Genomic DNA, 12,981 nt, shown 5'->3' on the forward strand with positions numbered 1-12,981 from the left:
CAGCAAATTTATTTATCAACCGTCTTACAGACGCTTCCATTCTGGTTAGTGGTAGCGATGATGCTATGCATAAAAACCTTGAAGCCTGCGCCTGGCGCGGTCAGGTCGGTGTCACTATGGCAACAAGCCTAAAGGCATAACCCGACAGGGATAAGACGAAAAATCCGAGATTAGTTAACCATATATGAATCCAGTACCCGCGCAACGTGAATATTTCCTTGACTCCATCCGCGCCTGGCTGATGTTGTTAGGGATCCCTTTTCATATTTCTTTAATCTATTCGAGCCATACATGGCATGTGAATAGCGCCGAATCATCATTGTGGCTGACCCTTTTTAATGACTTCATCCACTCGTTCCGCATGCAGGTATTTTTCGTTATATCCGGCTACTTTTCCTACATGCTTTTTTTACGCTATCCCTTGAAAAAATGGTGGAAAGTACGTGTCGAACGTGTAGGTATCCCGATGTTAACAGCCATCCCCCTACTGACATTACCGCAATTTATTATGCTGCAATATGTCAAAGGAAAAGCGGAAAGTTGGCCTGGGCTGTCATTGTATGACAAATATAATACGTTGGCCTGGGAATTAATATCACACCTGTGGTTTTTACTGGTGTTAGTGGTCATGACGACGCTGTGCGTATGGATATTTAAGCGCATCAGAAATAATTTAGAAAATTCTGATAAAACGAATAAAAAATTCTCGATGGTAAAACTATCGGTGATTTTTTTATGCCTCGGCATCGGTTATGCGGTAATAAGAAGAACGATTTTTATTGTGTATCCGCCCATTCTGAGTAATGGCATGTTCAATTTTATTGTCATGCAAACGCTGTTTTATTTGCCGTTCTTTATCCTCGGCGCACTGGCTTTCATTTTCCCTCATCTTAAAGCCTTGTTTACCACGCCGTCTCGTGGCTGTACCCTTGCAGCAGCATTGGCGTTTGTCGCTTATTTACTCAACCAGCGCTATGGCAGTGGCGATGCCTGGATGTACGAAACCGAGTCGGTGATCACCATGGTCCTCGGTCTGTGGATGGTGAATGTGGTCTTCTCCTTTGGCCACCGTTTGCTTAACTTCCAGTCAGCGCGGGTGACTTATTTTGTTAACGCATCGCTGTTTATCTATCTGGTTCACCACCCGTTAACGCTGTTTTTCGGCGCATACATTACACCGCACATCACCTCCAACTGGCTTGGTTTTCTCTGTGGCCTGATATTTGTAGTAGGGATTGCGATAATTCTGTATGAAATTCATTTGCGCATCCCGTTACTGAAGTTTTTGTTCTCTGGTAAACCGGTTGTTAAGCGTGAGAACGATAAAGCACCAGCCCGTTAAGCCACATTTACAATAACCATTCCACGGGCAATATCGACGCCAGTCTGACCATAACCCGCTTCCAGAAACTGGTGGCGGGTTCTTTTTTGAGAATAATCTCTTTCTTTGCATGACGATCAACCCAGTTGATCCGTCCCCACCTGTCCAGACGGAGCTGCCAGGCCGCATCATACTGGCTCTGAATAAAGCGTTTATCAATTAACTGTGCCAGCGTTTCGCTCTCTATCACGAAGCCCATTTCAGTATTGAGCAATGTTGAACGCGGATCGAAATTGAAAGAGCCGATAAACACCGTTTTACCATCGATGCTAAAGGTTTTAGCATGCAGGCTGGCTCCGGAATTACCGGTTATGCCGCGATCGTGTAACGTACTACTTTGTTCACGCGTCGGCTTGAGTTCATATAATTCCACGCCATAGCGGAGCAATTTTTTGCGCCAGCGCGCGTATCCGGCATGGACGACAGCAACATCGTTAGCGGCAAGAGAATTGGTTAGGATCGCAATCTTTACCCCTTTTCTCACCATCCGTAAGAGTTGCGCCACACCTGCGCGTGTCGGTACAAAATAGGAAGAGATAATATCGATGCGTTCACTGGGTGAGCCCATGATATCGAACAGGCGCTGCGGTAACAGTGAATGCCGTTTTGCCTTGCCCTCCCCTTTCGCCGGATCATCACTTAATAAACGTGTCTTCGCCCAGATAAGCGGCAATGTTCCATCAACCAGATGATTTATAAATGGACTGGATTCCATTTTGCGTAAATAACGATGCGTCATGGCATCGTTATGCCAGGAGGCGGGTAACTCGATGCGATCCGCCATTTCACCCTCCGGGACATCCAGCACCTGCTGTAAGGGTGAAACCGATTTGCAATACCAGTAGCGGGCGAAATCATCGGCAACGTCCTCTACCACGGGTCCTATTGCCATGACATCTAAATCCGAAAAAAGTGGCTCCTCCCCTGCTCCAAAATAGGCATCACCAATATTTCGTCCTCCCACCAGGGTCACCACGCCATCGACAGTGAAACTTTTATTGTGCATACGGCGATTAAGACGGGAAAAGTCGGTGATATAACCAAGCGGACGCAGCAAGCGAAACGAGAAAGGATTAAAAAGCCGGACTTCAATGCGTGGATGACTGTCAAGCAAGCGTAAAATGTCGTCAAGTCCGGGCGTATTGTTGTCGTCCAGCAACAAACGGACGCGAACGCCACGCTTTGCTGCGGCTAACAGGGCGGAAAACAGTAACCGACCCGACATATCGTCCTGCCAGATGTAATACTGAACATCGAGCGTATGCTCTGCCATTTCGGCCAGACGATACCGGGCGGCAAACGCATCCAGACTTTTCTCCAGAGGAAAAAGGCCACACTGACCGGGATGTTGCGAACACAGTGGCAGCACCGCGCTCGCCAGCCGGGGCAAATCATTCATCTCCTTGTTGGGTAAGGAGTCTTTCGTAGAGGTGGGCGTTTTCTTCATCATAACAGACAAAGTATACCTGTTCGGGTAAAGCGTGACGGGTAATAAATTCTGAAACGGTTTTTACTGCGATTTCAGCCGCTGCCGCACGAGGGTAACCATAAACCCCAGTACTGATTGCAGGAAAAGCCACTGACGTATAGCTGTTTGCCGCCACCAGTCGTAGGCTATTGAGATAGGCATCCTGCAAAAGCTGGTCTTCGTTTTGTTCACCACCACGCCAGACTGGCCCGACGGTGTGCACTACGGCTTTAGCGGGAAGATCGCCTGCAAGCGTAATAACGGCATGCCCCGTAGGGCAATCGCCCTGCTGTTGCCTGACTTTTAAACAAGCATCCAGCAGGGCCGGACCCGCTGCGCGATGAATGGCCCCATCGACGCCGCCGCCTCCCATTAATGACGGATTAGCCGCATTCACAATCACATCAACGGCCAGTTTGGTAATATCACCCTGCACAACATGAATACGCGTTTTCATAACGCCTCCTTACACCTTCTTGTTTCTTAAGTGTACAGCAGGCTTTTTGGTTAAATCGCATTTTTCTGCTCAGCAACGTGAGTTGTTCAGAAACTTAGTTATATTCGATGTTCATTACAGCCAGCTTTTTCTGTTTATCAAGATACTGCACTTTTACTGAGGCTATTTGCGCGTTTTTGACATTGCCGCTCATTAACGCTTTGCTGGAGTAGGTTTTGCCCGGAATAGAACCATTCTGTGGGCAGTTCATTTCTACGGGTGATGACTGGGTGCTGACGTCACATGCCGGTTCCACAATTTGGCCATAAAAATGGATCACGCCCCCTTGCACGGTGCTTCCAGCAATGGCAATAAAAGGAAAAAACAAACTGCCGAGCATAAGAGAGTTTAAAAAAGGTCTGAACATTTATTCTATTTCCTCAATGATTAGTCATCCTTGAGGGTTGTGTTATCCATACTTTCAGGTTGGCTGATTCGCAGCAGACCATTCTCTCCAGATTCATCTTATGCTCGATATTTCAACAAATTAAGACTTTTCTGAAGAGGGCGGCCATTGTTGTGATAAATGAAGTGACTGTCCATCAGAAACAGTAACAACTATTTTCACCCGATCGTCCGGGGAAATATTTAAACTCAACTTCGTCAAAGCAATGGGTTGATTAGCAGGCAATGAAAGGGTCTTTTCTTGCTTCGTCTGACTTTGCCCTGAACTGCCTTCGCGCAGGGACAATATTTGTACTCTGCACAGACAAGATTGAGTAAGAGTGACTTCAGGAATAATGGTATACACATCCCCTTGCTGGGTCGTATTAAAGGTTATCTGACTGGAAAGTGCCGCAAGGAGTAATAACGTATTCATATTCTTCTCCCGAAAAAAAACAGGGCTTGCGCCCTGTTTCTGTAATACAAATGATGTATTAGTACTGATGAGCGGTCGCGTTGTTACCAAAGCCAACCTGAGTCACGTTGACGGAGGAGTTAGATGCAGTCTGGTCAACTGCAGCACCGTTGCCACCACCGAACTGTTTAACCGTCATTTCAGAATTTTTGCCGTTCCACTGATCAAGAGTAGCGCTGTTACCGAAGCCACGTTGGGTCAGATCGATTGAGCTGTCATCTGAGCCCTGACCAACATCTGCACCATTACCGCCGCCATGCTGGGTAATAGTCAAGTCAGAGTTACGGGCATCAGTTTGCAGAGCAAGTGCAGAGTTACCGCCACCGTACTGGTAAATGTTCAGCTCAGAATTTGGGCCGCTATTATTACCGCCACCACCGTGGTTACCGCCGCCGCCGTACTGAGGAACAACACCTGCCAGAGCGCTACCGGAGAATACGATTGCTGCAATTGCTGCTACTTTTAAAAGTTTCATGTAAAACCCCCATCGGATTGATTTAAAAGTCGAATGGAAATTAACGTTGTGTCACGCGAATAGCCATTTGCGACTGTCTCTGCACTACAATTGCCGTTTTTTGAGTACCATACTGTGTAATATTTGCTTTATTACCAGAACCTTTCTGGATAATCATCGCAGTATTACCATAAGCACCTTGCGAAATACTGGCATCGTTGGCACTGCCCGCCTGATCAATATATGCAAGGTTATAATCTCCTGTCTGGTCAATCTTTGCCCGGTTGCTACTACCTTCTTGCGCAACAACCGCCAAAAGTTTTGAGCCTCCCTGCCGTAACTGAGCACTATTATTAGTCCCAGCTTGACCAATTATGGCTGCCTGATTAAATGAAGACTTACTCAATTCATTTACCGCGAAGTTATATTCTGAATTAGCTAAATCATAACCTGCTGCGGCTGCAATCCCAGGCGCACCCAGTATTGTTAACATCATAAATAACAATTTGTTTTTCATGTTGTCACCCTGGACCTGGTCGTACATTTAAGAAATTAAATCATTTCAACTTGGTTGTTAACGCAACCTGTATTTTGTTAACGCTGCGTTACGATGGAAAGTATGTCTGCGGAAATATTTTTAATAACTCACCCGCGCGTTGTATTTTTCTTTTTTAGTTCATACCAAAGTATTAAAACCCACGTAAATACGCTGTTATCTACGCAAAAAAATATTTTGTTTTCTTTTAAATCTCCGTTTTCCGCTATCAAAAAGCACCAGACAGTCATTCTTCTTGCCCGTCGCTGATTGCTGCGATATGTCTTGCGCACAAGCCGTGACAAACCTCGTCTTTTTGCAGTAAAAAATTGTCCACGGAGGTGTGGAGAAAAAACAAGAACGTTTTACATGACGAAAGGACTACACCGAAATATTTTTTATATGCATTATTAGTAAGTTATCACCATTTGTATGATTTTTTAAAATTGTGCAATAAAAACCAAATGTACAACTTTTCTATCATTTCTAAACTTAATAAAACCTTAAGGTTAACATTTTAATATAACGAGTTACATTTAGTTACATATTTAACACTTGATTTAAGATTTGTAATGGCTAGATTGAAATCAGATGTAATCCATTAGTTTTATATTTTACCCATTTAGGGCTGATTTATTACTACACACAGCAGTGCAACATCTGTCAGTACTTCTGGTGCTTCTATTTTAGAGGCAGCTGTCAGGTGTGCGATCAATAAAAAAAGCGGGGTTTCATCATGTTTAATGAAGTCCATAGTATTCATGGTCATACATTATTGTTGATCACTAAACCTTCTTTGCAGGCGACAGCTCTCTTGCAGCACCTTAAACAATCGCTGGCAATTACAGGAAAATTACATAATATTCAACGTTCTCTGGACGATATCTCTTCAGGCTCTATTATTCTTCTGGATATGATGGAAGCGGATAAAAAGCTTATCCATTATTGGCAGGATACTTTGAGCAGGAAAAACAACAATATCAAAATATTGTTGCTAAATACGCCTGAAGATTACCCGTACCGCGACATTGAAAACTGGCCTCATATCAACGGCGTTTTTTATTCCATGGAGGATCAAGAACGTGTTGTCAATGGGTTGCAAGGCGTCCTGCGCGGCGAATGCTACTTTACGCAAAAGCTTGCCAGCTACCTGATTACGCATTCAGGTAACTATCGTTATAACAGCACGGAATCAGCCCTCCTTACTCATCGGGAAAAAGAGATCCTGAATAAGCTGCGTATCGGCGCGTCTAATAACGAGATCGCTCGTTCGTTGTTCATCAGCGAAAATACGGTTAAAACGCATCTTTATAATCTTTTCAAGAAGATAGCCGTAAAAAACCGGACACAAGCGGTTTCCTGGGCAAACGATAACCTCAGGCGATAAAGCCATGAAACGTTATTTACGCTGGATTGTGGCGGCAGAATTTCTGTTCGCCGCAGGGAATCTTCACGCCGTTGAGGTAGAAGTCCCGGGATTGCTAACTGACCATACTGTTTCATCTATTGGCCATGATTTTTACCGAGCCTTTAGTGATAAATGGGAAAGTGACTATACGGGTAACTTAACGATTAATGAAAGGCCCAGTGCACGATGGGGAAGCTGGATCACTATAACGGTCAATCAGGACGTTATTTTCCAGACTTTTTTATTTCCGTTGAAAAGAGACTTCGAGAAAACTGTCGTCTTTGCACTGATTCAAACTGAAGAAGCACTAAATCGTCGCCAGATAAATCAGGCGTTATTAAGTACGGGCGATTTGGCGCATGATGAATTCTAAATAAAAAATTGTTCGGAGGCTGCAATGCGTGTCAAACATGCAGTAGTTCTACTCATGCTTATTTCGCCATTAAGTTGGGCTGGAACCATGACTTTCCAGTTCCGTAATCCAAACTTTGGTGGTAACCCAAATAATGGCGCTTTTTTATTAAATAGCGCTCAGGCCCAAAACTCTTATAAAGATCCGAGCTATAACGATGACTTTGGTATTGAAACACCCTCAGCGTTAGATAACTTTACTCAGGCCATCCAGTCACAAATTTTAGGTGGGCTACTGTCGAATATTAATACCGGTAAACCGGGCCGCATGGTGACCAACGATTATATTGTCGATATTGCCAACCGCGATGGTCAATTGCAGTTGAACGTGACAGATCGTAAAACCGGACAAACCTCGACCATCCAGGTTTCGGGTTTACAAAATAACTCAACCGATTTTTAAGCCCCAGCTTCATAAGGAAAATAATCATGCAGCGCTTATTTCTTTTGGTTGCCGTCATGTTACTGAGCGGATGCTTAACCGCCCCGCCTAAAGAAGCCGCCAGACCGACATTAATGCCTCGTGCTCAGAGCTACAAAGATTTGACCCATCTGCCAGCGCCGACGGGTAAAATCTTTGTTTCGGTATACAACATTCAGGACGAAACCGGGCAATTTAAACCCTACCCGGCAAGTAACTTCTCCACTGCTGTTCCGCAAAGCGCCACGGCAATGCTGGTCACGGCACTGAAAGATTCTCGCTGGTTTATACCGCTGGAGCGCCAGGGCTTACAAAACCTGCTTAACGAGCGCAAGATTATTCGTGCGGCACAAGAAAACGGCACGGTTGCCATTAATAACCGAATCCCGCTGCAATCTTTAACGGCGGCAAATATCATGGTTGAAGGTTCGATTATCGGTTATGAAAGCAACGTCAAATCTGGCGGGGTTGGGGCAAGATATTTTGGCATCGGTGCCGACACGCAATACCAGCTCGATCAGATTGCCGTGAACCTGCGCGTCGTCAATGTGAGTACCGGCGAGATCCTTTCTTCGGTGAACACCAGTAAGACGATACTTTCCTATGAAGTTCAGGCCGGGGTTTTCCGCTTTATTGACTACCAGCGCTTGCTTGAAGGGGAAGTGGGTTACACCTCGAACGAACCTGTTATGCTGTGCCTGATGTCGGCTATCGAAACAGGGGTCATTTTCCTGATTAATGATGGTATCGACCGTGGTCTGTGGGATTTGCAAAATAAAGCAGAACGGCAGAATGACATTCTGGTGAAATACCGCCATATGTCGGTTCCACCGGAATCCTGACAGATAAAAAAGCCGGAATTATCATCCGGCATTTTACTGTTTAAGCGAAAGCGTGAGTGCCCCTCACGCTTTATTTTTGATTTCCTGCTCACGGTGCGCCGTCTTTGCACTACGCGCCGCCAGCCACAGGCCACTGTTTTTCATTGCGTAACCAAATATCAGCCCAAGCGCCAGCGAAGGTAACACCAGTTTCCAGTCACCCTGCCCGGCAAACGTCGCGCATGCGCCTATAAACGTCCCCGGAACAAATGAAAGCAGCAGCTGTTTGGCCTGAATACACATCAGAAACGCGACAATACCGGTTATGACATAACCGAGAATTTCCAGATGTGGTGCCAGTGCACTACCGTAAATAATGACCATCGCCCACACCACGCCACTAAGCAGGGTTGCAGCGGAGATCGCCAGCCCTTTCAGCCCACCTTGCGGGCAGGCAAAGTAGGCCGTACAGCCCAGGAAGCCCGCCCAGCTTAGTAAGCCCAGGGAAACAGCCACCCATCCCCAGATACCGGAGAGAATGCCTGTTGTGATTGCAATAGAGAGAAGTATGTTCATGCCGCGCATGATAGCAGAAAACGCGGCCATGAATGAGATCGAGCACACATTTTATGCAACAACAAATTATCCGTTGCAGTTATGAGTGACGTAGATCACACTTATTCTTCAGAATCTTCTTCCAGCTCGTCCCACATTGCACTAATGGCATCGCGGGTTAGCGGTGCCATGGTGCGCCAGAAAGGCGTGGTTGCATGGGCCTCCACTTTGCCAAGGAACGCACCACACCAGGGTAACAGATACTCACTGAACAGTGTTTCCAGTGCTTCGCTCTCATCTTCCGTTGACTGATCTTCCAGCCAGGAAGCCGCAAGCAGCAATGTGCCGATGTGATCGGCTGGCGTATCCGCCAGTGGCATCCCTCGTTCGGAAAGAAAAGCGCGCACTTCCGCTTCCGTTGCGTCCTCAACCCATGCGTTACGATATGGCGGCACGGCACATTCATCGCCGATAAACAACGCATTGTAATCGGCAGAGACTTGCGCCATATCACAGCTTTTCTGTAAACGCGTCAGTAACTCATCCTGCTCCAGTGGCCAGTTCGCAGCCAGTTTCCCCTCACGAATCAGGGTAAACAGCGGCACCAGTAAAGGATCTTGCGGTTGGCGGTAATAGAGCGAACCCAGCACACGACAGAGGATAGAAAACTCGTTCATTAATATATTTCCATTACTAGTAATTAAAGGTCTGCAAATTCCGCAATCGGTGCCATACCGCGAGATTCAAGGAAGTTCAGTAAGCGGCGCGGAGAAACATTCAAAATGCGCTCTGGCGGAAAATCTACCGCGTCGAGGATTTTAAGACACTCTTCAAATTCCCCCATGGTAAACGCGGTGTGAGAATCCGAGCCTAATGCCACCCAACCTCCAGCATCACGTACCGCTGCGGCTACCGCACGACAGTTGTCTTCACTGCCCTTACGTGAGTGTAAAAATGAAGAATTATTGATTTCCAGCGCCACCTGATGTTTCGCGGCTGCTTCAGCAACGGCTTTCACATCTATTTCATATTTGGGATTTCCGGGATGGCTTATTATATGCACATTGCCGCTGGCGATAGTGGCGATCATCGCTTGTGTATTGGTCGCTTTGTCATGTGGTGCAAAAACCGGCTCATGAAAACCGGCAATAATCAGATCCAGCGAGTCAAACATTTTACCGCTGCAATCAATTTCACCATCAACATTTTTAATGTTAGCTTCGATGCCGCGCAGGATCCCTACCCCATCAACCACTCGCGGCCAGATACGCATGTTAATGAAGTGCCAGTGATGCGGAGCATCTTCCATATCCGGGCCATGATCGGTGATCGCAAAAAGTTTAATGCCCTTTTGTTTGGCCTGGGCAATGTAATCACTCAATGTGCTATATGCATGTGTGCTGGCAACGGTATGCATATGAAGGTCGACGGGATACATAACTCTCTCCTGTATTCAATTCCCGCCAAGGATAGCAGGAATCCTGATGCTTTATTAGTAGCCGCGTGCGCGGTCGACTTGCCCGCAGACCTTCTCCCCTTTTTCGAGCTGGGCAATAGTGCGAGAAATGTACTCCACAGCTTCAGCGGGACGGGTAATCGCGGCGACATGTGGTGTTATCGTCACGCGTGGATGTTGCCAGAGCGGACTTTCAGGCGGTAAGGGTTCACGATTAAAAACATCCAGCATTGCGCCTTTAACTTTCCCGCTATCCAGCGCCGCGAGCAGGTCATCTTCCACAACATGAACACCACGCGCCAGGTTGAGGAGATACGCGCCATCCGGTAATTTTTCGAGTAATTGTTGATTAATAATGCCGACGGTTTCAGGGGTATTCGGTAACAAATTAATCAATACCCGACATTGGCTCAGAAATGCAGACAGTTCTTCCCGTCCGGCAAAGCTTTGCACGCCAGGCCACGATTTACGGGTTCGACTCCAGCAACGCAGCGGAAAGCGCCAGGTTTGCAGACTCTGAGCAACTTTACTGCCCAGTACGCCTGCGCCCAAAATGCCGATGGTAAAATCTTCCCGATGATATTCAGGCAGCGGTTGCCAATGCGAACTATTTTGCTGGATGCGATAATCGTCAAAACGTCGAAACCAATGCAGCACCTGACTGACAGCATATTCCTGCATTTGCTCGCCCATACCGGTATCTTCCAGGCGAAAAAGTGGAACAGAAGGGTTCAGCATTTCAGGGTGTGCCTGTAGCTTGCTCAAAATAGAATCAACACCGGCCCCGAGTGCGAACACCGCTTTAAGATCGCGCCCTGCCAGCATTTCAACAGGAGGATGCCAGACTAAAGCATAATCAGCAGAGTCATTATCTCCGCTTTTCCATGCTCTGACTCTTGCCTGAGGAATAGCTTTGCGCAGTGCCTCAATCCACCATTGGGTATCGAACGTTGGGTGATAAAAGATGATATCCATACTGACTCCCGAAAAGCGTTGTGCGAAATTTATTCGCACTTATCGTTATGATCTACAAAAGCCACCAGCATAACAAATCCGTGGTCGGTGGCAAAAAAAGCAGATTTCGCTTATTAAAACTGCATATTGATTGAAGTTTGAATAAACGCGCGATTTTTTAAAAAAGTTTGTTGACCTCAGGTCATGATTTCCCTAAATTAGCGCCCGTTCCAGCAAGACAGGAACGACAATTTGGTGAGGTGTCCGAGTGGCTGAAGGAGCACGCCTGGAAAGTGTGTATACGGCAACGTATCGGGGGTTCGAATCCCCCCCTCACCGCCATATTTAAAGAAGAGCTCGTACGAAAGTACGGGCTTTTTTTTCGTATATTGCACACACCGGGGGGATGAGAAGCCCCGACCGGGGTTCGACAACTGGCGACAGCCAGTTGGACAGACCGTGAACGCAGTGAGCGGGCTGCCCGCAGGGCGAGCGAAGCGAGTCATGATCTTACCCAGCAATAGTGGACACGCGGCTAAGTGAGTAAACTCTCAGTCAGAGGTGACTCACATGACAAAAACAGTATCAACCAGTAAAAAACCCCGTAAACAGCATTCGCCTGAATTTCGCAGTGAAGCCCTGAAGCTTGCTGAACGCATCGGTGTTACTGCCGCAGCCCGTGAACTCAGCCTGTATGAATCACAACTCTACAACTGGCGCAGTAAACAGCAAAATCAGCAGACGTCTTCTGAACGTGAACTGGAGATGTCTACCGAGATTGCACGTCTCAAACGCCAGCTGGCAGAACGGGATGAAGAGCTGGCTATCCTCCAAAAGGCCGCGACATACTTCGCGAAGCGCCTGAAATGAAGTATGTCTTTATTGAAAAACATCAGGCTGAGTTCAGCATCAAAGCAATGTGCCGCGTGCTCCGGGTGGCCCGCAGCGGCTGGTATACGTGGTGTCAGCGGCGGACAAGGATAAGCACGCGTCAGCAGTTCCGCCAACACTGCGACAGCGTTGTCCTCGCGGCTTTTACCCGGTCAAAACAGCGTTACGGTGCCCCACGCCTGACGGATGAACTGCGTGCTCAGGGTTACCCCTTTAACGTAAAAACCGTGGCGGCAAGCCTGCGCCGTCAGGGACTGAGGGCAAAGGCCTCCCGGAAGTTCAGCCCGGTCAGCTACCGCGCACACGGCCTGCCTGTGTCAGAAAATCTGTTGGAGCAGGATTTTTACGCCAGTGGCCCGAACCAGAAGTGGGCAGGAGACATCACGTACTTACGTACAGATGAAGGCTGGCTGTATCTGGCAGTGGTCATTGACCTGTGGTCACGTGCCGTTATTGGCTGGTCAATGTCGCCACGCATGACGGCGCAACTGGCCTGCGATGCCCTGCAGATGGCGCTGTGGCGGCGTAAGAGGCCCCGGAACGTTATCGTTCACACGGACCGTGGAGGCCAGTACTGTTCAGCAGATTATCAGGCGCAACTGAAGCGGCATAATCTGCGTGGAAGTATGAGCGCAAAAGGTTGCTGCTACGATAATGCCTGCGTGGAAAGCTTCTTTCATTCGCTGAAAGTGGAATGTATCCATGGAGAACACTTTATCAGCCGGGAAATAATGCGGGCAACGGTGTTTAATTATATCGAATGTGATTACAATCGGTGGCGGCGGCACAGTTGGTGTGGCGGCCTCAGTCCGGAACAATTTGAAAACAAGAACCTCGCTTAGGCCTGTGTCCATATTACGTGGGTAGGATC

At 47.4% G+C, this 12,981-nt stretch carries 16 protein-coding genes and 1 tRNA gene; 7 read left to right on the forward strand and 10 right to left on the reverse strand.

The window, feature by feature from the left end:
* Positions 1-184: 184 nt before the first annotated feature.
* Positions 185-1,342 (forward strand): glucans biosynthesis protein MdoC, encoded by a 1,158-nt coding sequence (mdoC, locus tag AB4H76_RS14080; protein ID WP_001070375.1) that lies wholly within the window; start codon positions 185-187, stop codon positions 1,340-1,342.
* A 7-nt stretch (positions 1,343-1,349) separates the two neighbouring features.
* On the opposite strand, the gene clsC is transcribed toward mdoC, so the two are convergent.
* From clsC to csgB, 6 genes are all read right to left on the reverse strand, one after another.
* Positions 1,350-2,831 carry a cardiolipin synthase ClsC gene (gene clsC, locus AB4H76_RS14085; RefSeq protein ID WP_001307714.1) on the reverse strand — a complete coding sequence of 494 codons (1,482 nt, stop codon included), beginning with the start codon at positions 2,829-2,831 and terminating at the stop codon, positions 1,350-1,352.
* Entirely contained in the window at positions 2,773-3,306 is a 534-nt protein-coding gene (gene ymdB / locus AB4H76_RS14090; RefSeq protein WP_000857405.1) for an O-acetyl-ADP-ribose deacetylase, read from the reverse strand. Before ymdB ends, clsC begins: the two co-directional genes overlap by 59 nt.
* A gap of 94 nt (positions 3,307-3,400) precedes the next feature.
* The gene (gene ymdA, locus AB4H76_RS14095; protein WP_000489587.1) at positions 3,401-3,712 is read right to left on the reverse strand and encodes a protein YmdA; all 312 of its coding nucleotides are present in this window, start codon (positions 3,710-3,712) and stop codon (positions 3,401-3,403) included.
* A gap of 120 nt (positions 3,713-3,832) precedes the next feature.
* The gene (gene csgC, locus AB4H76_RS14100) at positions 3,833-4,165 is read right to left on the reverse strand and encodes a curli assembly chaperone CsgC (protein WP_001094300.1); all 333 of its coding nucleotides are present in this window, start codon (positions 4,163-4,165) and stop codon (positions 3,833-3,835) included.
* Between the two features lie 58 nt (positions 4,166-4,223).
* Entirely contained in the window at positions 4,224-4,679 is a 456-nt protein-coding gene (gene csgA, locus AB4H76_RS14105; RefSeq protein WP_000771437.1) for a curli major subunit CsgA, read from the reverse strand.
* Positions 4,680-4,719: 40 nt separating this feature from the next.
* Entirely contained in the window at positions 4,720-5,175 is a 456-nt protein-coding gene (gene csgB / locus AB4H76_RS14110; RefSeq protein ID WP_000791650.1) for a curli minor subunit CsgB, read from the reverse strand.
* A gap of 754 nt (positions 5,176-5,929) precedes the next feature.
* Between csgB and csgD the strand changes: the two genes are divergently transcribed.
* From csgD to csgG, 4 genes are read left to right on the forward strand one after another with little or no spacing between them, the layout of a single operon-like run.
* Positions 5,930-6,580 (forward strand): biofilm master transcriptional regulator CsgD, encoded by a 651-nt coding sequence (gene csgD, locus AB4H76_RS14115; RefSeq protein WP_000481505.1) that lies wholly within the window; start codon positions 5,930-5,932, stop codon positions 6,578-6,580.
* 4 nt (positions 6,581-6,584) lie between these two features.
* Positions 6,585-6,974: a curli production assembly/transport protein CsgE gene (csgE, locus tag AB4H76_RS14120; protein WP_000833288.1), complete on the forward strand. Its 390-nt coding sequence runs from the start codon at positions 6,585-6,587 to the stop codon at positions 6,972-6,974.
* Positions 6,975-6,998: 24 nt separating this feature from the next.
* A complete protein-coding gene (gene csgF, locus AB4H76_RS14125; protein WP_001264088.1) occupies positions 6,999-7,415 on the forward strand; it encodes a curli production assembly/transport protein CsgF in 417 nt (138 codons plus the stop codon).
* A gap of 26 nt (positions 7,416-7,441) precedes the next feature.
* Positions 7,442-8,275, forward strand: coding sequence for a curli production assembly/transport protein CsgG (csgG, locus tag AB4H76_RS14130; protein WP_001189321.1), 834 nt, complete (start codon positions 7,442-7,444; stop codon positions 8,273-8,275).
* A 63-nt stretch (positions 8,276-8,338) separates the two neighbouring features.
* Here csgG and AB4H76_RS14135 read toward each other — a convergent pair whose 3' ends face one another.
* The 4 genes from AB4H76_RS14135 to ghrA all read right to left on the reverse strand — a co-directional run bounded on the left by AB4H76_RS14135 (position 8,339) and on the right by ghrA (position 11,240).
* Positions 8,339-8,830: a DUF1097 domain-containing protein gene (locus tag AB4H76_RS14135; protein ID WP_001300785.1), complete on the reverse strand. Its 492-nt coding sequence runs from the start codon at positions 8,828-8,830 to the stop codon at positions 8,339-8,341.
* A gap of 101 nt (positions 8,831-8,931) precedes the next feature.
* Complete coding sequence (ycdY, locus tag AB4H76_RS14140; RefSeq protein WP_077491897.1) at positions 8,932-9,486, reverse strand: molecular chaperone YcdY; 555 nt, start codon at positions 9,484-9,486, stop codon at positions 8,932-8,934.
* 23 nt (positions 9,487-9,509) lie between these two features.
* Positions 9,510-10,247, reverse strand: coding sequence for a zinc-binding phosphatase (gene ycdX, locus AB4H76_RS14145; RefSeq protein WP_000283664.1), 738 nt, complete (start codon positions 10,245-10,247; stop codon positions 9,510-9,512).
* A 54-nt stretch (positions 10,248-10,301) separates the two neighbouring features.
* On the reverse strand, positions 10,302-11,240 hold the full coding sequence (ghrA, locus tag AB4H76_RS14150; protein ID WP_000351315.1) for a glyoxylate/hydroxypyruvate reductase GhrA: 939 nt from the start codon (positions 11,238-11,240) through the stop codon (positions 10,302-10,304).
* A 233-nt stretch (positions 11,241-11,473) separates the two neighbouring features.
* Between ghrA and AB4H76_RS14155 the strand changes: the two genes are divergently transcribed.
* Positions 11,474-11,561 (forward strand) — tRNA-Ser (locus AB4H76_RS14155).
* Between the two features lie 228 nt (positions 11,562-11,789).
* A protein-coding gene (locus AB4H76_RS14160) for an IS3-like element IS3 family transposase (protein WP_085947771.1) occupies positions 11,790-12,952 on the forward strand; the annotation gives its coding sequence in 2 pieces (ribosomal slippage) (positions 11,790-12,051 and positions 12,051-12,952; 1,164 coding nt in all).
* Positions 12,953-12,981: the final 29 nt, after the last annotated feature.

It is taken from the genome of Escherichia sp. UTM R2, assembly GCF_048593455.1.
GTDB lineage: Bacteria > Pseudomonadota > Gammaproteobacteria > Enterobacterales > Enterobacteriaceae > Escherichia > Escherichia coli.